The 21,944-nt window shown below is 71.6% G+C and carries 18 protein-coding genes and 1 riboswitch; of the genes, 9 read left to right on the top strand and 9 right to left on the bottom strand.

Going from position 1 to position 21,944, the window contains the following annotated elements; genetic code table 11:
* Positions 1 to 86: 86 nt before the first annotated feature.
* The 4 genes from J3486_RS31535 to J3486_RS31520 all read right to left on the bottom strand — a co-directional run bounded on the left by J3486_RS31535 (position 87) and on the right by J3486_RS31520 (position 4,881).
* Positions 87 to 791, bottom strand: a complete 705-nt coding sequence (locus tag J3486_RS31535) for a response regulator (protein WP_207826469.1) — start codon at positions 789 to 791, stop codon at positions 87 to 89.
* On the bottom strand, positions 788 to 2,497 hold the full coding sequence (locus J3486_RS31530) for a sensor histidine kinase (RefSeq protein WP_207826466.1): 1,710 nt from the start codon (positions 2,495 to 2,497) through the stop codon (positions 788 to 790). Before J3486_RS31530 ends, J3486_RS31535 begins: the two co-directional genes overlap by 4 nt.
* Positions 2,498 to 2,642: 145 nt before the next feature.
* Positions 2,643 to 3,569 carry a sucrase ferredoxin gene (locus J3486_RS31525; protein WP_207826464.1) on the bottom strand — a complete coding sequence of 309 codons (927 nt, stop codon included), beginning with the start codon at positions 3,567 to 3,569 and terminating at the stop codon, positions 2,643 to 2,645.
* A gap of 40 nt (positions 3,570 to 3,609) precedes the next feature.
* Positions 3,610 to 4,881, bottom strand: coding sequence for a citrate synthase (locus J3486_RS31520; protein ID WP_207826462.1), 1,272 nt, complete (start codon positions 4,879 to 4,881; stop codon positions 3,610 to 3,612).
* Between the two features lie 97 nt (positions 4,882 to 4,978).
* On the opposite strand from J3486_RS31520, the gene J3486_RS31515 reads away from it, so the two are divergent.
* Positions 4,979 to 6,196 (top strand): citrate synthase/methylcitrate synthase, encoded by a 1,218-nt coding sequence (locus J3486_RS31515; protein ID WP_207826461.1) that lies wholly within the window; start codon positions 4,979 to 4,981, stop codon positions 6,194 to 6,196.
* 67 nt (positions 6,197 to 6,263) lie between these two features.
* Here the strand turns inward: J3486_RS31515 and J3486_RS31510 are convergent, their stop codons facing one another.
* From J3486_RS31510 to J3486_RS31500, 3 genes are all read right to left on the bottom strand, one after another.
* A complete protein-coding gene (locus J3486_RS31510; RefSeq protein WP_207826458.1) occupies positions 6,264 to 6,497 on the bottom strand; it encodes a hypothetical protein in 234 nt (77 codons plus the stop codon).
* The gene (locus J3486_RS31505; protein WP_207826456.1) at positions 6,497 to 6,733 is read right to left on the bottom strand and encodes a hypothetical protein; all 237 of its coding nucleotides are present in this window, start codon (positions 6,731 to 6,733) and stop codon (positions 6,497 to 6,499) included. Before J3486_RS31505 ends, J3486_RS31510 begins: the two co-directional genes overlap by 1 nt.
* Positions 6,734 to 6,903: 170 nt before the next feature.
* Entirely contained in the window at positions 6,904 to 7,401 is a 498-nt protein-coding gene (locus tag J3486_RS31500; protein ID WP_207826455.1) for a DUF6082 family protein, read from the bottom strand.
* A 309-nt stretch (positions 7,402 to 7,710) separates the two neighbouring features.
* On the opposite strand from J3486_RS31500, the gene J3486_RS31495 reads away from it, so the two are divergent.
* The gene (locus J3486_RS31495; protein WP_207826452.1) at positions 7,711 to 8,901 is read left to right on the top strand and encodes a GTP-binding protein; all 1,191 of its coding nucleotides are present in this window, start codon (positions 7,711 to 7,713) and stop codon (positions 8,899 to 8,901) included.
* A 22-nt stretch (positions 8,902 to 8,923) separates the two neighbouring features.
* Here the strand turns inward: J3486_RS31495 and J3486_RS31490 are convergent, their stop codons facing one another.
* Positions 8,924 to 11,395: a DNA topoisomerase (ATP-hydrolyzing) subunit A gene (locus J3486_RS31490; protein WP_207826451.1), complete on the bottom strand. Its 2,472-nt coding sequence runs from the start codon at positions 11,393 to 11,395 to the stop codon at positions 8,924 to 8,926.
* A 257-nt stretch (positions 11,396 to 11,652) separates the two neighbouring features.
* On the opposite strand from J3486_RS31490, the gene J3486_RS31485 reads away from it, so the two are divergent.
* From J3486_RS31485 to J3486_RS31470, 4 genes are all read left to right on the top strand, one after another.
* A complete protein-coding gene (locus J3486_RS31485) occupies positions 11,653 to 13,032 on the top strand; it encodes a pitrilysin family protein (protein WP_207826449.1) in 1,380 nt (459 codons plus the stop codon).
* A gap of 17 nt (positions 13,033 to 13,049) precedes the next feature.
* A complete protein-coding gene (locus J3486_RS31480; RefSeq protein WP_207826652.1) occupies positions 13,050 to 14,417 on the top strand; it encodes a pitrilysin family protein in 1,368 nt (455 codons plus the stop codon).
* Between the two features lie 252 nt (positions 14,418 to 14,669).
* Positions 14,670 to 14,829, top strand: a riboswitch (cyclic di-AMP (ydaO/yuaA leader).
* 12 nt (positions 14,830 to 14,841) lie between these two features.
* A complete protein-coding gene (locus tag J3486_RS31475; protein ID WP_207826446.1) occupies positions 14,842 to 15,630 on the top strand; it encodes a M23 family metallopeptidase in 789 nt (262 codons plus the stop codon).
* Between the two features lie 223 nt (positions 15,631 to 15,853).
* Complete coding sequence (locus J3486_RS31470; RefSeq protein ID WP_207826444.1) at positions 15,854 to 16,540, top strand: GntR family transcriptional regulator; 687 nt, start codon at positions 15,854 to 15,856, stop codon at positions 16,538 to 16,540.
* A gap of 227 nt (positions 16,541 to 16,767) precedes the next feature.
* Here J3486_RS31470 and J3486_RS31465 read toward each other — a convergent pair whose 3' ends face one another.
* Complete coding sequence (locus tag J3486_RS31465) at positions 16,768 to 17,049, bottom strand: HPr family phosphocarrier protein (protein WP_207826442.1); 282 nt, start codon at positions 17,047 to 17,049, stop codon at positions 16,768 to 16,770.
* Positions 17,050 to 17,236: 187 nt separating this feature from the next.
* Between J3486_RS31465 and J3486_RS31460 the strand changes: the two genes are divergently transcribed.
* The 3 genes from J3486_RS31460 (at position 17,237) to J3486_RS31450 (ending at position 21,921) form a co-directional block, all read left to right on the top strand.
* Positions 17,237 to 20,044: a bifunctional GNAT family N-acetyltransferase/acetate--CoA ligase family protein gene (locus tag J3486_RS31460; RefSeq protein WP_207826441.1), complete on the top strand. Its 2,808-nt coding sequence runs from the start codon at positions 17,237 to 17,239 to the stop codon at positions 20,042 to 20,044.
* Positions 20,045 to 20,137: 93 nt separating this feature from the next.
* On the top strand, positions 20,138 to 20,734 hold the full coding sequence (locus tag J3486_RS31455; protein WP_207826440.1) for a DUF5998 family protein: 597 nt from the start codon (positions 20,138 to 20,140) through the stop codon (positions 20,732 to 20,734).
* The gene (locus J3486_RS31450) at positions 20,734 to 21,921 is read left to right on the top strand and encodes an alkaline phosphatase family protein (RefSeq protein ID WP_207826439.1); all 1,188 of its coding nucleotides are present in this window, start codon (positions 20,734 to 20,736) and stop codon (positions 21,919 to 21,921) included. The genes J3486_RS31455 and J3486_RS31450 overlap by 1 nt, the downstream gene beginning before the upstream one ends.
* The last annotated feature ends 23 nt before the right edge of the window (positions 21,922 to 21,944 follow it).

Genomic DNA, 21,944 nt, shown 5'->3' with positions numbered 1-21,944 from the left:
GCGACCGCACAACCCTCGACCTGCGTGGGGCCGTCATCCCCCGACGGCCCCACGTACGACGGGGGCGGGGTCACCTCCCCCCGGGTTCACACCCTGCCCCCACCACCAGGACGCGGGCCCGCCCAGACGTAGAGATGCTCTGGGCGGCCCGCGTCTCCGTATCTCAGGGTCAGTTCCGCCCCGCCGGTGCGCTCCAGGAGCTTCAGATAGCGCTGTGCCGTCTGCCGGCTCAGCCCAGTCTCCTCGGCGATCTCCTGGGCGGACAGCGGCCGTTCGGCGCCGACCAGCGTCCTGCGCACCAGCTCCGCCGTGCCCGGCGAGTGCCCCTTGGGCAGCTCGGGCTGCGCCCCGGTCGCCGACAGCGCCCCGAACATCCGGTCCACCTGGGCCTGTTCGGCCTCGCCGCCGCCCGCGAACGTGTGCCGCAGCGCCGCGTACGCCTCCAGCTTGGCGCGCAGGCCCGCGAACGCGAACGGCTTGACCAGGTACTGCAGCGCACCATGACGCATCGCGGCCTGCACGGTGGCGACGTCACGGGCCGCGGTCACCATGATCACGTCGGTCTGGTGGCCGCGCCTGCGCATCTCGCGCACCACGTCGAGCCCCGTCTCGTCGGGCAGATAGTGGTCCAGGAGCACCAGGTCGAGCCCGGGCCGCTCCTCCATCATGCGCAGCGCGTCCGCCGCGTTGTGCGCCTCACCGGCGACCCGGAACCCGGCGACCTTCGCGACGTAAGCCGCGTTGACCCGCGCGACCCGGGTGTCGTCGTCCACGACCAGTACGTCGATCATCGCGACTCCTCCGTGCGCGTATCCACGGAAGACACGGTGGACGGTACAGAGAGGGGGAACAGGGCGTCCCCGCGGCCGTCCCCGGCCTCGGGGGACGGCTCGGTCAGGGCATCGGGCAGGACGACGGTGAACTCGGCGCCCCCACCCTCCGCCTCCGCGACCGTGGCGCGGCCGCCCTGCCGCTCGGCGAGGCGCCGCACCAGGGCGAGGCCGATGCCGCGCTTGCCGTGCGTGGGCGGCTTCTTGGTGGACCATCCGTCGGCGAAGACGAGGTCCCGCCGGTCCTCGGGGATGCCGGGCCCGGTGTCACGGACGCGCACGACAGCCGTAGTGCCCTCCGCGCGCAATTCGACCTCCACGCGCGCGTGCGGGGTTCCCGCGACGGCGTCCAGCGCGTTGTCGACCAGATTGCCGACCGCGGTGACCAGCCCGCGCGGGTCGATCAGCCGGTCGGGCAGCAGGGTGCGATCCGACATCCACAGGGCGACGCCGCGCTCGGCAGCCACGGTCGCCTTGCCGACGAGCAGCGCGGCCAGCAGCGGATCGTGGATCTTCTCGGTGACCTGCTCCGACGTCGCCCGGTGATCGCCGACCACCTCCCCGACGAACTCCACGGCGTCCTCGTACATCTCCAGCTCCAGGAGCCCCAGAAGGGTGTGCATCCGGTTGGCGTGCTCGTGGTCCTGGGCGCGCAGGGCGTCGATCAGCCCGCGCGTGGAGTCGAGTTCGCGGCCGAGCTGCTCCAGCTCGGTGCGGTCGCGCAGCGTCGCGACGGCGCCCTCGTCGTGCGTGGGCATCCGGTTGGCGACCAGGACGCGCTGCCCGCGCACGGTCAGCAGATCGGTGCCGGTGACGCGGCCGGCGAGCACGTCGGTCGTCCGCCCGGGGCCGAGCGCCACGTCCAGCGGCTGCCCGAGCGCCGTCGCGTCGAGGCCGAGCAGCCGCTGCGCCTCGTCGTTGAGCAGCCGTATGCGGCCGCCGCGGTCCAGCGCGACGACGCCCTCACGGATGCCGTGCAGCATCGCCTCGCGCTCGGCCAGCAGCGCCGCGATGTCGGAGAACGCCAGGTCGCGGGTCTGCCGCTGCACCCGCCGCGAGATCAGATAGGCGGCGAGCGCCCCGACGGCCAGGGCCCCGCCCGCGTAGGCGAACAGGCCGGGGATCGCGTGGATGAGGCGGGCTCGGACGCTGTCGTACTCGATGCCGACCGACACCGCGCCCACGATCCGGCCGTGGGCGTCCCTGAGGGGCACCTTGCCGCGCGCGGAGCGGCCGAGGGTACCGCTGTCGATCTGCATCACCTCGTGGCCCGCCAGCGCCTCGCTGGGGTCCGTCGAGACGACCTTGCCGATCTCGTCGAGGTCGGTGTGCGACCAGCGCACGCCCTTCTTGTTCATGATCACGACGTACTCGGCGCCGCTGGCTCGCCGGATCCGCTCCGCCTCGGCCTGCACCGGCCCGCCGACCGTCGGCCGGGAGGACTCCAGCTCCTCGGCGATCGTCGGCTGCGCCGCGGTGGTCTGTGCGATGGCGAGCGCCCGCCGCATCGCCTGGTCGTCCAACTGGTTGCTCAAAGGTGCCAGGAACAGTCCGGTGGCGAGCACGACCACACCGGCGGCGATCGCCAGCTGCATCAGCAGAACCTGCGCGAACATGCGCCGGGGCAGCCCGAACCGCAGACGGCGGGTGGGGGGAGACGTGCTCATGAAGACGAACGGTACGGGCCCGCGCGCCCCGGTCGAACCCCTTGTGGCGCGGATCTCCTGCGACGCGGTCGATCCGGTCCTGCGCGAGCGCGGGGCCGGTCCCGTACGAGCGTGCGGCCGGTCCCGTACGAGGACGTGGTCCGCGTCAGCCGACCGGAACGGGAACCTCGCGCACCGCGGCGACATCCATGCGGGCCGGTGAGCCGAGGGCGGCCCCGCAGCTCTCGGGGCGCGGCGGCGCGGACGTCCCCCGGTCCACGGTCACCTGCCAGCGCCTGCCGTCGGCGTGGGCGACGGTCACCTTCCAGTGCGGGGTGTCGCCCTCGAAGGCTTCCGTGCGGACGACGGTGAGGGAGTCCGCGCGGTACTCCTGGGCGGCCCTGCGCACCGCCAGCTCCGCGGCCTGGCCCGGACGCTCCCAGGCGGAGCTGCCGCGGCAACCGTCCAGGACGACGCGGCCGGCACGGGTCGCCTCCAGGATCTCCTTCACGTCCGCCGCCGTGGCCCTCCCGTAGGCGTAGCCGTACGGGAGCACGAGGAGGGTGGGGGAGAAGCGGTGGCCGCCGAGATGGGTGACTTCCCAGACGCCCTCCTCGCCGCCGAGTGCGAGTTCGGAGGCGAGCGGGCGTCCCAGCAGGGCGCAGCAGCGGTCACGCTTCCCGTTGGTGCAGACGAGCGCGAGCGGGGCGCCTGCGTGCGGCGCGCCGAAGCCGCCGTGATCGCCCGCTCCCAGGGCGGCGAAGTCGAGGGCGAGCAGCTCCTCGGGAGCCTCGGTCGTGGCGGAGCGCAGCCAGGCGTTCCCTGGAGCCGTGTGGGCGACGTACACCTGCCGGCGGGCCGGCGTGTGTCGGTCGGCGTGCCGGCCGGGACGCCGGATCAGGGCGACCCGCACTCCGGTGCCGTCGGCCGCCGCCTCCAGGGCCCGGCCCACCTCGGGGTCCAGATGGCTGGAGGTCAGCGCCTTCGCACCCCAGGGGCCCGACTGCTCGATCAGCAGCCAGGTCCGGGCGGTGGCCGCGGTTCCCGTGAGGGGTTCGTCGAGATCCCGCGAGGCGGTCGTGCACGTACTCACGCAGGTGAGCCTAACCTGCCCTCCGTATCCGCTCTTCGGTTCACCCCTTCGGGGAGGGCGCGGGCAAGGGCTGCGGTGGACGCACGCCTACGTAGTGACCCGTCGGCCTCATGCGCAGCGGCCGTTCGCCGTACTCCTCCAGGGCGTGGGCGATCCAGCCCGCCGTGCGTGCGACGGCGAAGACCGTCTCGCCCGCCTCGGCCGGCATCCCGAAGGTCGTGGTGAAGACGGCGAGCGCGAGGTCCACGTTGGCGTGCAGATCCGTGTGGCGGGCCGTCGTCGCCACGACGTCGCGGGCCGCGGCGAGCGCGGGCTGCGCCTCGGGCAGCTCCTCCAGCGCGGCGAACAGCGCCCGCGCGCGTGGGTCCTCGCCCTTGTAGAGGCGGTGACCGAGGCCGGGGACGCGGCGTCCCGCGCGCAGTTCGTCGGAGACGACGGAGCCCGCGCTGCCCCGCTCCAGGACCTCCAGGAGCATCCGGTGGGCCAGGCCGCTCGCCGCGCCGTGAAGGGGCCCTTCCAGGACGCCCAGGCCCGCGGAGACGGCCGCGTACGCGTGCGCGCGGGCCGACGCCGCCACCCGGACCGCGAGCGTCGACGCGGCCAGGTCGTGGTCGGTGAGCAGCGCGAGCGCCAGGTCCAGGACGCGCAGTGAGGCCTCGTCGGGGGCTTTGTGGGACAGCCGCCCCCACAGTCGCTGTGCGATCGGTTCCCCGTCCGCGTACGTCCCCCTCACCAGGGGCAGCGCGGTGGCCAGCGTCGGGATCAGGGCCCGCGCGGCACCGAGGACGGAATCCTCGGAGAGGTCGTAGCGCAGCGGGTCCGAGGTGGCGGCGGCGACGGCCGCCACCCTCAACCGGTCCACGGGACCGGCGAGTTCGGGCAGGGCGGCCACGGCGCGGCGGGCCGCCTCGCGCGACTCCTTCGGTGCGACGAACCGGGCGCCGGGGCGCAGCGTCCCGGTCCACAGCCACTCCGCCACCTCCTCGTAGGAGTGACGCGTCGCCAGCTCCACCGCGTCGACCCCCCGGAAGAAGTACCTGTCCCCGTCGATGAGGGTCAGACGGGTGTGCACCGCCAGCTCGTCGGGTGCCGAACTCGGCTTGCTCTCGCGCCTGTTGCGGCGGGCGAGGGCCTCGACCTCGGCCGCGTCGAAGGTGCTGCCGCGCCGGCTCTCGCCCCGCCTGCTGGTCAGCTGCCCCCGGCTCACGTACGCGTAGACGGTCTCGGGCTTCACGCCGAGCAGTTCGGCGGTCTCCCTGGTGGTCAGTCGGCGGTCCTGCCGGGCGGCGGGTGCCGGTTCTTGATCCCTCATGTGCGTCACCGTATCCGGACGACGATGTATTGATTCAATCAATATTGACAGAGATTGAGTCAAGAGTGGACAGTCGAATCAAGCTAAGGGAGGAATCATGCAGATCAACGGGACTACGGCTACGGCTACGGCTACGGCTACGGCTACGGCTCCGGCTCCGGCCAAGGGCGCCCCTGTCGTCGACGTACCGCGCGGGCTCGCCGGTGTCGTCGTCACCGAGACCGTCCTCGGGGACGTCCGAGGGCGGGAGGGCTTCTACCACTACCGCCAGTACTCCGCCGTCGAGCTCGCGCAGAAGCGCAGCTTCGAGGACGTCTGGCACCTGATGATCCACGGCGAACTGCCCGACGCCGCCCGGTCCGCCTCCTTCGCCCGCGAGACCGCCGCACTGCGCACGCTGCCCGAGGAGGTGCGGGCGGCGCTGCCCGCCATCGCCCGAGCGGGCTCGCTGTCCGGGCCGCTCGCCGGACTCCGTACGGCCCTGTCGCTCTTCGGTGCTTCCCGCGGCTTCCGACCGGTCTACGACATCGACGCGGACCGGCGTCGCGAGGACACGCTCGCCGCGGCCGCGGTGGTCCCCACGATGCTCACCGCGCTGCACCGCCTCGGCGAGGGGCTCGAACCGGTGGAGCCGCGCGAGGACCTCTCGTACGCGGCCAACTACCTGTACATGCTGACCGGTTCGGAGCCCGACCCCGCGCACGCGCGCGCCATCGAGCAGTACCTCATCTCAACCATTGATCACGGATTCAACGCGTCAACGTTCACGTCGCGTGTCATCACGTCGACCGGCGCGGATGTGGCGGCCTGTCTGGTCGGTGCGGTCGGAGCGCTGTCCGGGCCACTGCACGGCGGGGCACCCAGCCGGGCCCTGGACACCTTGGACGCGATCGGCACTCCGGAGCGCACCGACCCCTGGATCCGCGAACGCGTCCTGGCCGGCGACCGCATCATGGGCTTCGGGCACCCCGTCTACCGCACGGAGGACCCGCGTTCGCGCATGCTGCGCGGCATAGCGGAGGGGTTCGGCGGACCGCTGGTGGAGTTCGCGGTCGAGGTCGAACGCCATGTCGAGGCGATCCTGGCCGAGTTGAAGCCCGGCCGCGAACTGCACACGAACGTGGAGTTCTACGCGGGCGTGGTCATGGAACTCTGCGGCCTGCCCCGCACGATGTTCACCCCCACGTTCGCCGCGGCCCGCGTCGTCGGCTGGAGCGCCAACATCCTCGAACAGGCCCAGGACTCGAAGATCATCCGGCCTGCGGCGCGGTATGTGGGGGTGGAGCCGCCGGTGGCGGTGCCGGTCATCGTGTGACCGGGGCGGTCGAGGCCCGCACGGGGTGCTGCTGAACCTCGACCGCGGTGGAGCCGCGGGGCCCTGATCAGGACGGGGTGGGTCCTGAGGGGCCGAAACCTGAGCCGCTGTCCGGCCGGCCTGAAGGTGCGTTGTCCTCGGGCGGGGGCGGCGTGGTGCCGCCGCCCCTGCGCCGCCTGTCGCGCAGCGCGCTCAGGGCGACGATCAAGGCGCCGACTCCGGCCGCGAGGCCGCCCACGGCCGTCAGCGTCTCGTTGACGTCGGAGAGCGCCATGCCTGTCGCGTTCAGGGCGGTAACCATCACGCGTCCGGGATGTCGGCCTTCGCGTGGACGAGCGTGGCACGGGAGACGACGACGATGCGCTCGTAGTCGGCGACCCCCGCGTCCGCCGGAAGTTCGCTCATGAGTTCAGCGGTGGCTTCGGTGCCAATCACGGCGAAGTTGCCGTCACTGAGTTCGAAGACATCGGGGCAGGTGGTGCCGGAGGCACTGCCGCGGGCGCTCGGGGGCACCCCGATGCGGCGTACGATCTTCAAGGGTTCCGGTTCCTTCTGGAGTGGGTTGAGTTTCGGCGTCACAGTAGTCCGACGGAGAGCTTCACTGGATACCGAAATCCGCTATTCCAGGGGGAGTTGACTAAGAAGTCACCGGGATGGGCGACCGCCACGAACGCGGGCGCCTCGGGGCCCTTCGGTCCGACCCCTGTTCATCCGCCTCCCACCACCCACCACTCGTCGGTGTCGGCGTCGTCCAGTTCCTGGAACAGCGCTTCCGCGATGCGGCCGATCTCCGCCTCCGAGGAGGACGGGTCCAGCGCGGCGCGATGGTGCCGGGTGATCTCCCAGTACTCGCGGATATAGGGGCTCTGGAAGAGTTCCCGCAGATGGCCCAGGAGTTCGTGGCGGTTCAGCAGCCCGGATTCGTACAGATGGTAGGCGTTGATGTACCAGAGGTTGGCGTAGATCATCTGGCGCCGCTTCTCCGGTGGCATGTCGACCTCGAAGGTGTCGATCACCGCCGCCAGATCGGGGTCGTCGATGGCCATGCTCAGCAGTTCCCAGTGCATGCGCTGCTGGTGGGCGCGGGCCAGTCTGTGCCGCTCGGTCGCAGCCGGCTCCTGGCCCGGCCCGTGCTGCCCCCACCAATGGGTCGCGACGGCTCCCACGAGCCCGCCCGCGACCGCGGTGACTACTCCTTGCCACACCCCATTACTCTTTGTGGCCATGTCAACCCCCGATTCAGGCGACCGTCCGCCGGTCGTCGTCGGGTGCGGGTCGACGGAGCAGGGAACCGGCGAGCAGTAGGCGGTGCGCTTGCCCCTCCCAGGATGCCGAGCGGCTCTGGTCGGCTGGGAGGCGGAGAGGAGGCGCACGGAGGGAAGCTCGGGTCGCACACCCCGGCGCCATGTCCAGACATCTGCCCAGGGATCGCCGTTAGCAATCGTTCACTCCGCGGCCTTTCTGCGCGCTCGTATCCTGGGGCGACATTCATCCTTCGTACGAGAGGTCGCGCGTTGAGCAAGGCGAACCCGCCGCAGATCCCGGTCGTCGTCCTGGCGGGCTTCCTCGGATCGGGGAAGACCACATTGCTGAACCATCTGCTGCACCGCAGTGGTGGTACCCGGATCGGCGCGATCGTCAACGACTTCGGGGCGATCGAGATCGACGCGATGGCCGTCGCGGGACAACTCGGTGACTCGACGGTCTCGCTCGGCAACGGATGTCTGTGCTGTGCCGTGGACGCCAGTGAACTTGACGTCTATCTGGACAAGTTGACTCGCCCCGTCAATGACGTACATGCCATTGACGTCATCGTGATCGAGGCGAGCGGGATCGCGGAGCCGCAGGAGCTGGTACGCATGGTGCTCGCCAGCGAGAATCCGCGGATCGTGTACGGCGGACTCGTCGAGGTCGTCGACGCCGCCGAGTTCGACGCCACCCGCGAGAAGCATCCGGAGGTGACGCGGCACCTCGGCCTCGCGGACCTCGTGGTCGTGAACAAGGCCGACCGGGTGGACGCGAGGGAGCGGGAGCGGGTCGTCGCCGCCGTGCGGGCCGCGGCGGAGCGGGCCGCGGTCGTCACCGCGTCGTACGGGCGGGTCGACCCGGAGATGCTCTTCGACTGCCGTCCGGGCGAGGAGCGCATCGGGCAGCTGTCGTTCGACGATCTGCACCGACATGAAGACACCGACACCGACACCGGCACCGGCACCGGCACCGGCACCGACGCCTCGGCCGCCGACGACGGCACCACCCACGCGGGACACGCAGGGCACGCAGGGCACCTGCACGATGCCTACGAGAGCGTTGCCTTCACTTCGGACACCCCCATGGACCCGCGTCGGCTCCTCACGTTCCTCGACAGCCGGCCCGAGGGGCTCTACCGCATCAAGGGGTACGTCGATTTCGGCGCCGCCGACCCGCGCAACCGGTACGCCGTGCACGCCGTCGGACGGTTCCTGCGCTTCTACCCGGAGCCGTGGCCGGCCGGCGAGGCGCCGCTGACGCAGCTCGTCCTCATCGGCGCGGGCGTCGACACGGAGGCGCTCGGCGAGGAACTCACCGCCTGCAAGAGCGACCGTAAGGACGACCCCCACAGCGACCCCCCACACGCCGCGGACGAGCACAGCATGTGGGGCGTTCTCCGCTATGTGCAGGAGAAGGGCGAAGAGGGCGCCGAGACCGCCGACTTCCCGGTGGTCTAGCCTTCCCCGCCGGTCCAGCGGTTTAGGCGGGGCCCGTCACCGCGGCCACCGTCTTGGGCAGCGACACACCCGAACCGTCGCGGCGCGGGTCCATTTCCGGGAGCTCGGCCGGTGTGCCGTTCTTCTGCGCCGCGCGCGCGGGCGCCGGGCCGGCCCAGGCCAGGCTCAGGCAGTCCTCGCCCTTCAGGAACCGCTGGCAGCGCACACCGCCTGTGGCGCGGCCCTTCCTCGGGTACTGGTCGAACGGCGTCAGCTTGGCCGTCGTCTGCACCGAGTCGTCGAGCGTGCCGCGCGAACCGGCCACTGTGAAGACCACCGCGTCGACCGCCGGGTCGACCGCGGTGAACGAGATCACCTTCGCGCCCGTCGCCAGCTTCACACCGGCCATGCCGCCCGCCGGGCGGCCCTGCGGACGCACCATGGAGGCCTGGTAACGCAGCAGTTGGGCGTCGTCGGTGATGAAGACCAGGTCCTCCTCGCCGGTCCGCAGCTCGACCGCTCCCACGATCCGGTCACCGTCCTTGAGGGTGATGACCTCCAGCTCCTCCTTGTTGGAGGGGTAGTCGGGCACCACGCGCTTCACCACGCCCTGCTCGGTGCCGATCGCCAGGCCGGGCGACGACTCGTCCAGGGTGGTGAGGCAGATGACCTGCTCGTCCGCCTCCAAGGAGGACAGGAACTCCGAGATCGGCGCGCCACCGGACAGATTCGGCGCGGATGCCGTGTCCGGGAGCTGCGGCAGGTCGATCACGTTCAGCCGCAGCAGGCGGCCCTCCGAGGTGACCGCGCCGATCTCGCCGCGGGCCGTCGCGGGCACCGCGGAGACGATCAGGTCGTGCTTGACGCGCTTGCCGGCACCGTCCTCGTCCGCCGGGAACGGCTCGCCGTTGGCCGTGCGCGCGAGCAGGCCCGTCGAGGAGAGCAGCACGCGGCACGGGTCGTCGGCGACCTGCAGCGGCACCGCGGTCACCGGGGCACCCGCCGACTCCAGGAGCACCGTGCGCCGGTCGGAACCGAACTTCTTCGCCACCGCGGCCAGTTCGGTGGAGACCAGCTTGCGCAGCTCCGTGTCCGAGTCCAGGATGCCGGTCAGCTCGTCGATCTCGCCGTTGAGGCGGTCGCGCTCCGACTCCAGCTCGATGCGGTCGAACTTGGTGAGGCGGCGCAGCGGCGTGTCCAGGATGTACTGCGTCTGGACCTCGCTCAGCGAGAAGCGCTCCATCAGGCGCTCCTTGGCCTGCGCGCTGTTCTCGCTGGAGCGGATGATCCGGATGACCTCGTCGATGTCGACCAGGGCGACGAGGAGGCCCTCCACCAGGTGGAGCCGGTCCTGCTTCTTGCTGCGGCGGAACTCGCTGCGGCGGCGCACCACGGTGAAGCGATGGTCCAGGTAGACCTCAAGGAGCTCCTTGAGGCCGAGCGTGAGCGGCTGACCGTCGACCAGCGCCACATTGTTGATACCGAAGGACTCCTCCATCGGCGTCAGCTTGTAGAGCTGCTCCAGGACGGCCTCCGGCACGAAGCCGTTCTTGATCTCGATGACCAGGCGCAGGCCGTGCTCACGGTCGGTGAGGTCCTTGACGTCGGCGATGCCCTGGAGCTTCTTGGAACCGACCAGTTCCTTGATCTTGGTGATGACCTTCTCGGGGCCCACCGCGAAGGGCAGCTCGGTGACGACGAGGCCCTTGCGGCGCGCCGTCACGCTCTCCACCGCGACCGTCGCACGGATCTTGAAGGTGCCGCGGCCCGTCTCGTACGCGTCCTTGATCCCGGACAGGCCGACGATCCGGCCGCCCGTGGGCAGGTCGGGGCCCGGGACGAACTTCATCAGCGTCTCGAGGTCGGCGCCCGGGTGCTTGATCAAATGCCGCGCGGCGGCGATCACTTCGCCCAGGTTGTGCGGGGGCATGTTCGTGGCCATGCCGACCGCGATGCCCGACGTCCCGTTCACCAACAGGTTCGGGTAGGCCGCCGGGAGGACCAGGGGCTCCTGCTCCTGGCCGTCGTAGTTGGGCGCGAAGTCGACCGTGTTCTCGTCGATCGAGTCCGTCATCAGGGCCGCGGCGGCGTCCGGGCGGCACTCCGTGTAACGCATGGCGGCCGGGCGGTCGTCGTTGCCCAGCGAGCCGAAGTTTCCGTGGCCGTCCACGAGCGGTACGCGCATGGAGAACGGCTGGGCCAGGCGCACCAGGGCGTCGTAGATCGACGCGTCGCCATGGGGGTGGAGCTTACCCATGACCTCGCCGACGACACGGGCGCACTTCACGTACCCGCGGTCGGGGCGCAGCCCCATCTCGTTCATCTGGTAGACGATCCGGCGGTGGACGGGCTTCATCCCGTCCCGGGCGTCGGGCAGGGCGCGGGAGTAGATGACCGAGTACGCGTACTCCAGGTAGGAGCCCTGCATTTCGTCGACGACGTCGATGTCGAGGATCTTCTCCTCGAAGGCCGCGTCGTCATCGGGTCGCGGGGTCTTCGTGCTGCGGCGGGCCATCGCTGCTGCGGCTCCTTCACCAACATGAACGGGTACATGAACAGGGAACTGACGGGAACTGTCGCCGACCATTGTGGACCGACCCACTGACAACGCTGCTCGCGACCCGTCCGTACCGGCGGTTCGCGGTCCGTGGGCGGGTGCCCCGCATCGCTGTGGGCGTAGCCGCGACGGGAACTTGGCCAGCGGTCAGCACGCTTGCATACAGTGGCAGGACTGGCAGCACTTCTGCACTTTCCGCGATCGAAGGGACGTACATGCCCATGGGTCACACGGCCACCGCCGAGGCCGGCTCCGGCGGCCTGACAGCGACCGAGCACCGGCTGGCCAACGGCCTGCGTGTGGTGCTCTCCGAGGATCACCTGACCCCGGTCGCGGCGGTCTGCCTCTGGTACGACGTTGGCTCGCGCCACGAGGTCAAGGGCCGTACCGGCCTTGCTCACCTTTTCGAGCACCTGATGTTCCAGGGCTCGAAGCAGGTGTCGGGCAACGGCCACTTCGAACTGGTCCAGGGCGCGGGCGGCTCGCTCAACGGTACGACGAGCTTCGAGCGCACGAACTATTTCGAGACCATGCCCGCCCACCAGCTGGAGCTCGCGCTCTGGCTGGAGGCCGACCGCATGGGCTCGCTCCTGACGGCTCTGGACGACGAGTCGATGGAGAACCAGCGCGACGTCGTGAAGAACGAGCGCCGTCAGCGCTACGACAACGTGCCCTACGGCACGGCGTTCGAGAAGCTGACCGCCCTCATGTACCCCGAGGGCCACCCGTACCACCACACGCCCATCGGCTCCATGGCCGACCTGGACGCGGCCACCCTGGAGGACGCGCGGAACTTCTTCCGCACGTATTACGCGCCCAACAACGCGGTGCTCTCCGTGGTCGGCGACATCGACCCGGAGCAGACGCTCGCCTGGATCGAGAAGTACTTCGGGTCCATCGCCGGTCACGACGGCAAGCAGCCTCCGCGCGACGGCTCCCTGCCCGACGTCATCGGCGAGCAGCTGCGCGAGGTCGTCGAGGAGGAGGTCCCGGCGCGCGCCCTGATGGCCGCGTACCGGCTCCCGCAGGACGGCACGCGCGCGTGCGACGCCGCCGACCTCGCCCTGACCGTTCTCGGCGGCGGCGAGTCGTCGCGGCTCTACAACCGCCTGGTGCGCCGGGACCGCACGGCCGTCGCGGCCGGGTTCGGCCTGCTGCGGCTCGCCGGTGCACCGTCGCTGGGCTGGCTGGACGTGAAGACCTCCGGCGACGTCGAGGTGCCGGTCATCGAGGCGGCCGTCGACGAGGAGCTCGCCCGGTTCGCCGAGGAGGGCCCGAGCCCGGAGGAAATGGAGCGCGCCCAGGCCCAGTTGGAGCGCGAATGGCTGGACCGGCTCGGCACCGTCGCGGGCCGCGCCGACGAACTGTGCCGGTATGCCGTCCTGTTCGGTGACCCGCAGCTCGCTCTGACCGCCGTGCAGCGCGTCCTCGACGTGACCGCCGAGGAGGTCCAGGAGGTCGCCAAGGCGCGCCTGCGCCCCGACAACCGTGCGGTTCTCGTGTACGAGCCCATGGCCCCCGCTGAGTCCGAAGACCAGACGGCTGATACCGCCGAGACCGCCGAGACCGCCGAGAACGAGGAGGCGGGCCAGTGACCGAGCAGCTCGCGACCATGGAGTTCCACCCGCAGCCGCAGCCGGGCGAGGCCAAGCCGTGGGCGTTCCCCGCCCCGCAGCGCGGCGCGCTCGACAACGGGCTGACGGTGCTGCGCTGCCACCGCCCCGGCCAGCAGGTCGTGGCCGTGGAGATCAATCTGGACGCGCCCCTGGAGGCCGAGCCGAAGGGCCTCGACGGCGTCGCCACGATCATGGCGCGCGCCTTCAACGAGGGCACCGACAAGCACTCCGCCGAGGAGTTCGCGGCCGAACTGGAGCGGTGCGGCGCCACGTTGGACGCGCACGCCGACCATCCTGGCGTCCGGGTCTCCCTCGAAGTGCCCGTCTCCCGGCTCGCCAAGGGGCTCGCGCTGCTGGCCGACGCGCTGCGGGCGCCCGCCTTCGCCGACAGCGAGATCGAGCGCCTGGTGGCCAACCGCCTGGACGAGATCCCGCACGAGAGCGCCAATCCGGCCCGCCGTGCCGCCAAGGAGCTCTCCAGGCAGCTGTTCCCGGCCGGCTCGCGCATGTCGCGCCCGCGTCAGGGCACCGAGGAGACCGTCGCCGCCATCGACGCGGCGGCCGTGCGCGCCTTCTACGAGAAGCACGTACGTCCTGCCACCGGCACGGCCGTCGTGGTGGGCGACCTCACGGGCGTCGACCTCGACGCGCTGCTCGCCGACACGCTCGGCGCCTGGACCGGTGACACCGCCGAGGCCCGCCCGGTGCCGCCGGTCACCGCCGACGACACGGGCCGCGTCGTCATCGTGGACCGCCCCGGCGCCGTGCAGACGCAGCTGCTGATCGGCCGCATCGGGCCCGACAAGCACGACCGCGTGTGGGCCGCGCAGATCCTCGGCACGTACTGCCTGGGCGGCACCCTCACCTCGCGTCTGGACCGCGTCCTGCGCGAGGAGAAGGGCTACACCTACGGTGTGCGCTCCTTCGCCCAGGTGCTGCGCTCGGCGCCCGACGGCACGGGCGCGGCGATGCTCGCCATCAGCGGCTCCGTGGACACCCCGAACACCGGCCCGGCGCTCGACGACCTCTGGAAGGTGCTGCGCACGCTGGCCGCCGAGGGCCTCACGGACGCCGAACGGGACACGGCGGTGCAGAACCTGGTGGGCGTCGCCCCGCTGAAGTTCGAGACCGCGGCGAACGTCGCGAGCACCCTCGCCGACCAGGTCGAGCAGAACCTGCCCGACGACTACCAGGCCGAGCTGTACCGCCAACTCGCCGCCACGGGCACCGTGGAGGCCACCGCGGCGGTCGTCAGCGCCTTCCCGGCGGACCGCCTGGTGACGATCCTCGTGGGTGACGCCGCGCAGATCGAGGAGCCGGTCAAGGCGCTCGGTATCGGCGAGGTGACCGTGGTCACCGGCTGACCGAAGCCCGTACGCGAGCATGGGCCGAGCCCCGGCGGTCACCGTGACCGCCGGGGCTCGGTGGCATCCCTCACGGGCCCCCACGTGCACGGACGCGATCACCGCGGATCGCATATGTCCGAAATGATGCGGAGGTTGCCTGTCTGCCCTGTGGGATGCACTACAAAAGCCGGGATCTGTTTGTTGATTGAAAGATGCCCCGCTTAGCGTCGGTCCGGCTGTCCGCCACCTATGTGCCGCGCCCGCGTCACCGGACAGTCATCGCCGAGTCCCCCATGGCGCGAGCCAGGGGAGCCGGGGACCCACCGCAGTCCCTGGGGTGAATCGGACCGCTCCCGCAAGGGGTGGCCCGTAGGAGACCTTCCTGCTCCGAACCCGTCAGCTAACCCGGTAGGCGAGAGGGAAGGAAAGGATCAGCCTCTTCATGGCGTTCACCCGTGCCACCGGGAAGCACCGTCGTCCGAGCCGCGTCACGCGCACCACCGCGAAGGTCGCAAGTGTCGCCGCGCTCACCACGACCGGTGTGGTCGGAGGCCTCGCCGCCCCGGCCCTCGCCGCCGACACCGCGGCCGCAGAACAGAACAACCTGACGCAGGCCATCTCGATCGGCGACTCCCTGGCCGACCAGATCGACGCGCAGGCCGCCGCGCAGAAGAAGGCCGCCGACGAGGCCGCCGCCAAGAAGAAGGCCGAAGAGGCCGCCAAGAAGAAGGCGGCCGAGGAGAAGCGCAAGGCCGAGGAGAAGGCCAAGAAGGAGCGCGAGGCCAAGGAGCGCGCCGCCCGCGAGGCCGAACGCAAGCGCCTCAACACCTTCGTGGCGCCCATCTCGGGCTCCTACGTCTCCACCGGCTACCAGGCGAGCAGCAGCCTGTGGTCCTCCGGCAGCCACACCGGCATCGACTTCCACGCCGCCACCGGCACCTCGGTGCACGCCGTGGGCTCCGGCACCGTCGTCGAGGCCGGCTGGGGCGGCGCGTACGGCAACAACATCGTCATCAAGATGAACGACGGCACGTACACCCAGTACGGTCACCTCTCGTCCATCGGTGTCTCCGTCGGCCAGAGCGTCACCCCCGGCCAGCAGATAGGCCTCTCCGGCGCCACGGGCAACGTCACGGGCCCGCACCTCCACTTCGAGGCCCGCACCTCGCCCGACTACGGCTCGGACATCGACCCCGTCGCGTACCTGCGCTCGCACGGCGTGAACGTCTGACGCACCTCAGCGGCACCATCCGAAAGCCCCGGCTCGCCGAGCCGGGGCTTTCGCGTGCAGCAACCGCCACTGTCCAAAAGATATCCATGGATTCCGGGCTGCCGTCGGAAATTCAAGCGCGGTGGAATAGAGTCATTGCACAAGCAGGCCGACCGGGCGTCCGTCGTGCTTGTACGGGCGTCGACCGACCGCGTTTCGCGGGGATTAAGGCGGAGGTCAGATCATGCGCATTCCCGCGCACTCGGTATGCACGGCGATCCGCGATGACATCGTCGCGGGTGTCTACGAGCGCGGCAGCAGGCTCACCGAGGAGTTGCTCGCGCGCCGTTACGGCGTCTCGCGCGTGCCGGTCCGGGAGGCGCTGCGCACCTTGGAGGCGGAGGGGTTCGTCGTCACCCGCCGGCACGCCGGGGCCTGCGTCGCCGAGCCCACCGAGCAGGAGGCCGCCGACCTGCTGGAGATCCGCATGCTCCTGGAGCCGCTGGGCGCCGCCCGCGCGGCCCAGCGCCGCACCGAGGCCCACCTCAAGGTGCTGCGCGGCCTGGTCAGGCTGGGGCAGGAGCGCTCCAGGCGGGGGCAGAACGAGGATCTGCGCTCCCTGGGCGGCTGGTTCCACGAGACGCTCGCGCAGGCCTCCGGAAGCCCGGGGCTGATCGCCCTGCTCGCCCAGCTGCGGCACAAGATCGCGTGGATGTACACCGTCGAGACCCCGGTTCAGCCGGCCGAGTCCTGGGCCGAGCACGGCGCCATCGTCGACGCCGTGGCCCGCGGTGACGCCGAGCGGGCCCGGTCCCTGACGGCCCAGCACGCCGAGCGCGCGTCGGTGGCGCACCGGCTGCGCGTCCCCCGTCCGGGTGACCGTGTGAGGGCTTCGCAACATCCCGTAAACACGGCGGGGCTCCAGCATTAACAGGGGAGCCGTATACAAAGAAGTGCACTATTCGCGGAATGCGGCTGCGGGGTATTTTCTGCTGCCCTTTTCCATATGCGAAGGGTGCGATTGATTTTGGCCGCACCCGTTATCGTGCGCCAATTTCGGTGCGCGTGACGATTGCGGGGTCTGCGCGATGAAACAAAACGACGGAGCCGCGCGTTCCGGGGGGAAGCGCGCGACTCCGTCGTGTGTGCAGCCGTGGCTCAGACGGTCTCGGGGAGCTCGTCGAGACCCTCGGTGACCAGCTTGGCCAGACGGTCGAGGGCGGCGTCCGCACCCTCGGCCTCGGAGGCCAGGACGATCTCCTCGCCGCCCTGGGCGCCCAGGCCCAGGACCGCCAGCATGGAGGCGGCGTTGACGGGGTTGCCGTCGGCCTTGGCGATCGTCACGGGGACGCCGGCCGCCGTGGCCGCGCGGACGAAGATGGAGGCGGGACGGGCGTGGAGGCCCTCGGCCCAGCCGACGTTGACGCGGCGCTCAGCCATGTGATGCTGCCCTTCAGGTGTCTCACAGTTGTCTAGACCATTCTCACACACCGTGGACGGTGCTTGCCACGGACCCGGGTCCCGTCCCCGCGCCGCCCTCCGGTCTTTTCAGCGTGCCTCCCGCGCGCGCGGGCCGCGACCCGTGCGGCCCCGTCCCATTGTCGCCGGGCGGCCCTACCCTTGCGGCATGGAGACCCCGTCGGACCGGCACGCCTACCCCGCCCATTGGGAGGCCGACGTGGTGCTGCGCGACGGCGGCACCGCCCGGATCAGGCCCATCACGACCGCGGACGCCGACCGCCTGACCAGCTTCTACGAGCAGGTTTCGGACGAGTCGAAGTACTACCGCTTCTTCGCGCCGTACCCGCGCCTGTCCGCCAAGGACGTCCACCGCTTCACCCATCACGACTACGTGGACCGGGTGGGCCTCGCCGCCACGGTGGGCGGCGAGTTCATCGCGACGGTGCGCTACGACCGGATCAACCCCCAGGGTATGCCCGCCTCGGCACCGGCCGACGAGGCGGAGGTCGCCTTCCTGGTGCAGGACGCCCACCAGGGACGCGGCGTCGCGTCCGCCCTCCTGGAGCACATCGCCGCTGTCGCGCGCGAGCGCGGCATCCGGCGGTTCGCCGCCGAGGTGCTGCCCGCCAACACCAAGATGATCAAGGTGTTCCGGGACGCCGGATACACCCAGAAGCGCAGCTTCGAGGACGGCGTGGTCCGCCTGGAGTTCGACATCGAGCCCACCGAGGCCTCCCTCGCGGTGCAGCACGCGCGCGAGCAGCGCGCCGAGGCCCGCTCCGTGCAGCGGCTCCTCGCGCCCGGCTCCGTCGCCGTGATCGGTGTGGGGCGTGCGCCCGGAGGAGTGGGCCGCAGCGTTCTCGACAACCTGAAGGACGCGGGCTTCACCGGCCGCCTGTACGCGGTGAACAAGGCGTTCCCCGAGGACCTGACCGAGGTCGACGGCGTGCCCGCGCACCGCAGCGTCCTCGACATCGACCCGGCCGACCACGTGGACCTGGCGGTCGTCGCCGTGCCCGCGCCGTACGTCCCCGAGGTCGTCGCCGAGTGCGGCGAGCGCGGCGTGCAGGGCCTGGTCGTGGTCTCCGCCGGATACGCCGAGAGCGGCGCCGAGGGCCGTGAGCGCCAGCGTGAACTCGTCCGCCAGGCGCGCACCTACGGGATGCGGATCATCGGCCCGAACGCCTTCGGCGTCGTGAACACCTCACCGCAGGTGCGGCTCAACGCCTCGCTCGCGCCCGAGATGCCGCGCGCCGGCCGCATCGGCCTGTTCGCCCAGTCCGGCGCCATCGGCATCGCCCTGCTCTCCCGCCTGCACCGCAGAGGCGGCGGCGTCACGGGCGTCACCGGCGTCTCCACGTTCGTCTCGGCGGGCAACCGCGCCGACGTGTCGGGCAACGACGTCCTGCAGTACTGGTACGACGACGCGGACACGGACGTCGCCCTCATGTACCTCGAATCGATCGGCAACCCGCGCAAGTTCACGCGCCTCGCCCGCCGCACCGCCGCCGCCAAGCCGCTGGTCGTCGTGCAGGGCGCCCGGCACAGCGGCGTCGCACCCACCGGGCACACGGTGCGGGCCACCCGGCTCCCGTACGCCACCGTCTCCGCGCTGCTGCGCCAGGCGGGCGTCATCCGGGTCGACACGATCACCGAACTCGTCGACACCGGCCTCCTGCTGGCGCGCCAGCCGCTGCCCGCGGGCCCGCGCGTGGCCATCCTCGGCAACTCGGAGTCGCTCGGCCTGCTCACCTACGACGTCTGCCTCTCCGAGGGGCTGCGCCCCAAGACCCCGCGCGACCTCACCACGGAGGCGTCCGCAGCGGACTTCCGCGCCGCCCTCGAAGAGGCGCTGGCCGACGACAAGACCGACGCCGTCGTGGTCACCGCGATGCCGGTGGTGGGGGAGGACTCCACCGAGGACGCGGAGCTGGCCGCCGCCCTGAGCGCGGCCGCCGCCACCGCACCCACCAAGCCCGTCCTCGTCGTCCACGTGGAGCTCGGCGGCCTCGCCGAAGCCCTCTCCGCCGCGGCCAGCACCGGCCCGAACGCGCCGTCCCGGCCGACCCCCGCGACAGCCGGTGCACCCGAGGGAGCCCCGCGCCTCATCCCCGCCTACCCCGCGGCCGAGCGCGCCGTGCGCGCCCTGTCCGAAGCCACCAAGTACGCCCAGTGGCGCCACGACGCCGCCGAGCCCGGCAAGGTGCCCGAGTACGACCGCATCGACGAGGCCGGCGCCGCCGCCCTCATCACCGAGCTGCTCGCCAAGGACGACGACCCGCGCGGCGCCGACCTGGACCCCGAGGACGCCGCCGCGCTCCTCGCCCAGTACGGCATCGACGTACGGCGGACGCGGCCCGCGCCCGACCCTGACCAGGCCGCCGAAGCGGCCCGCGCGCTCGGCTACCCGGTGGCCCTGAAGACCACGGCCCCGCACCTGCGCCACCGCCCCGACCTGGGCGGCGTCAGCCTCGACCTCGCCGACGAAGGAGATCTGCGGCGCGCCTACGCCGACCTCACCGAGCGGCTCGGCAAGCCCGCCGAGCTGCGGCCCGTCGTCCAGGCCATGGCCCCGCGCGGCGTCGACACCGTCGTACGGGCCGTCATCGACCCGGCCGCAGGAGCCGTGCTCTCCTTCGGCCTGGCCGGAGCCGCCTCCGAACTGCTCGGCGACACCGCGCACCGCCTGATCCCCGTCACCGACCGCGACGCCCAGGCGGTCGTCCGCTCCATCAAGACGGCCCCGATCCTGTTCGGCTGGCGCGGCGCGGCGCCGGTGGACACGCCCGCCCTGGAGGAGCTGCTCCAGCGGGTGTCGCGGCTCGTCGACGACCACCCCGAGGTCGTCGCGGTCGCCCTGGAACCGGTGGTGGTCGCGCAGACGGGACTGACCGTGCTCGGCGCCTCCGTCCGGCTCGCGCCCCCGCCCGCCCGCGACGACCTGGGCCCGCGCACCCTGCCCGTCGCGTACTGACCCCCGGCCCCGGTTCAGCGGTGGATCTGCCGGGAAATGCCCTTACACAGAGTTATCCACAGGCGCACCGGCGGCCTCTTCCCGGGCCTTAGGATGGACACCATGGCCAAGACCAGTACGACGACCCAAGGGCTGCGCGCAGCGATCGAGCGCAGCGGCTACTACCCGGCCCTCGTGGCCGAGGCGGTGGAGGCCGCGGTCGGCGGCGAGCCCATCTCGTCGTACCTCGTGCACCAGGAGACCACGTTCGACGCGAACGAGGTCCGCCGTCATGTCACCGTCCTGGTCCTGACCGACACCCGCTTCATCGTCAGCCACACCGACGAGCAGGCGGCCGACAGCACGTCCCCGACCCCGTACGCGACGACGTCCACGGAGTCCGTGAAGCTCGGCCGGATCTCCTCGGTCGTGCTCAGCCGCGTGGTGGCGAACCCGGAGAAGTACGTCCCCGGCACGCTCCCCCGCGAGGTCGTCCTCACCATCGGCTGGGGCGCCGTCTCCCGTCTCGACCTGGAGCCCGCCGCCTGCGGCGACCCCAACTGCGAGGCGGACCACGGCTACACCGGCAGCTCGACGGCCGACGACCTGAGCCTGCGCGTCAGCGAGGCGGGCGACGGTCCTGAGACCGTGCGCCAGGCCCTCGCCTTCGCCCAGTCCCTGTCCGAGGCCACCGCGGACGCGGGACGCTGATGACGCAGGCCGCCTGGGACGACGTAGAGCCGCTGCCCGTCCACTCCGCTCCCGTCCCGGCGTACGGCACCGGATCCCTCGCGGACCTGCTGCCCACCCTCGGCGCCCACCTCGGCGTCCCCGACTGCACCCCCGCGATCGGCGAGCTCTCCCCGGTCGACCGGGCCTGTGTCTTCCTCATCGACGGGCTCGGCTGGGAGCAGATCAAGGCGCACCCGGACGAGGCCCCGTTCCTGCACTCGCTCATAGGCTCCTCACGCGGTGGCACGGGCCGCCCCATCACCGCGGGATATCCGGCGACCACCGCCACCTCCCTCGCCTCGGTCGGCACGGGCCTGCCGCCCGGCGCCCACGGCCTGCCCGGCTACACGGTGCGCAATCCGGACACCGGCGAGCTGATGAACCAGCTCCGCTGGAACCCGTGGACGAAGCCGCAGACCTGGCAGCCGTACCCCACGATCTTCCAGCGCGCACACGCCGCGGGCGTGCACACCGCGCAGGTCTCCGCCCCCGCCTTCGAGTCGACGCCCCTCACGAAGATCGCCCTCAGCGGCGGCACCTTCTACGGACGCCTGTCCGGCGAGGACCGCATGGACCTGGCCGCCGAGCAACTGGCCGCGGGGGACCGGTCGTTGGTCTACACGTACTACAGCGAGGTCGACGGCAAGGGGCACCGCTTCGGCGTCGACTCCGACCCGTGGCGCGGCCAGCTCATGTACGTCGACCGGCTCGCCCAGCGCCTCGCCGAGCAGCTGCCGCCGCGCGCCGCCCTGTACATCACCGCCGACCACGGCATGGTCGACATCCCCTTCGACGAGCAGTCCCGGATCGACTTCGACGAGGACTGGGAGCTGCGCGCGGGCGTCGCGCTGCTCGGCGGCGAGGGCCGGGCCCGCCATGTGTACGCGGTTCCCGGCGCCCAGGGCGATGTGCTGGCCGTGTGGCGCGAGGTGCTCGGCGAGCAGTTCTGGATCGCGTCGCGCGACGAGGCGATCGCCGCCGGCTGGTTCGGGCCGCAGGTCGACCGGCGGGTGTACGACAGGCTCGGCGACGTGATCGCCGCGGCCCGCGACGACGTGGTCATCATCGCCTCCGAGAACGAGCCGAAGGAGTCCGCGATGGTCGGCAACCACGGCTCGATGACCCCGGCGGAGCAGCTCGTCCCGCTGCTCGAAGTCCGTTCCTGACCGCCTGCCCGCCTCGCCCCACC

This window comes from Streptomyces sp. VRA16 Mangrove soil (genome assembly GCF_017377775.1).
Taxonomy (GTDB): domain Bacteria; phylum Actinomycetota; class Actinomycetes; order Streptomycetales; family Streptomycetaceae; genus Streptomyces.
Note: the sequence above shows the minus strand (reverse complement) of the source record. Positions and strands in the feature narration are given on the sequence as shown.

What these genes read in the sequence shown, in the direction of transcription:
- J3486_RS31535 (WP_207826469.1), bottom strand. Translation starts at nt 791, where the DNA reads ATGATCGACGTACTGGTCGTGGACGACGACACCCGGGTCGCGCGGGTC.
- J3486_RS31530 (WP_207826466.1), bottom strand. Translation starts at nt 2,497, where the DNA reads ATGAGCACGTCTCCCCCCACCCGCCGTCTGCGGTTCGGGCTGCCCCGG.
- J3486_RS31520 (WP_207826462.1), bottom strand. Translation starts at nt 4,881, where the DNA reads ATGAGGGATCAAGAACCGGCACCCGCCGCCCGGCAGGACCGCCGACTG.
- J3486_RS31515 (WP_207826461.1), top strand. Translation starts at nt 4,979, where the DNA reads ATGCAGATCAACGGGACTACGGCTACGGCTACGGCTACGGCTACGGCT.
- J3486_RS31510 (WP_207826458.1), bottom strand. Translation starts at nt 6,497, where the DNA reads ATGGTTACCGCCCTGAACGCGACAGGCATGGCGCTCTCCGACGTCAAC.
- J3486_RS31490 (WP_207826451.1), bottom strand. Translation starts at nt 11,395, where the DNA reads ATGGCCCGCCGCAGCACGAAGACCCCGCGACCCGATGACGACGCGGCC.
- J3486_RS31485 (WP_207826449.1), top strand. Translation starts at nt 11,653, where the DNA reads ATGCCCATGGGTCACACGGCCACCGCCGAGGCCGGCTCCGGCGGCCTG.
- J3486_RS31480 (WP_207826652.1), top strand. Translation starts at nt 13,050, where the DNA reads ATGGAGTTCCACCCGCAGCCGCAGCCGGGCGAGGCCAAGCCGTGGGCG.
- J3486_RS31475 (WP_207826446.1), top strand. Translation starts at nt 14,842, where the DNA reads ATGGCGTTCACCCGTGCCACCGGGAAGCACCGTCGTCCGAGCCGCGTC.
- J3486_RS31470 (WP_207826444.1), top strand. Translation starts at nt 15,854, where the DNA reads ATGCGCATTCCCGCGCACTCGGTATGCACGGCGATCCGCGATGACATC.
- J3486_RS31465 (WP_207826442.1), bottom strand. Translation starts at nt 17,049, where the DNA reads ATGGCTGAGCGCCGCGTCAACGTCGGCTGGGCCGAGGGCCTCCACGCC.
- J3486_RS31460 (WP_207826441.1), top strand. Translation starts at nt 17,237, where the DNA reads ATGGAGACCCCGTCGGACCGGCACGCCTACCCCGCCCATTGGGAGGCC.
- J3486_RS31455 (WP_207826440.1), top strand. Translation starts at nt 20,138, where the DNA reads ATGGACACCATGGCCAAGACCAGTACGACGACCCAAGGGCTGCGCGCA.
- J3486_RS31450 (WP_207826439.1), top strand. Translation starts at nt 20,734, where the DNA reads ATGACGCAGGCCGCCTGGGACGACGTAGAGCCGCTGCCCGTCCACTCC.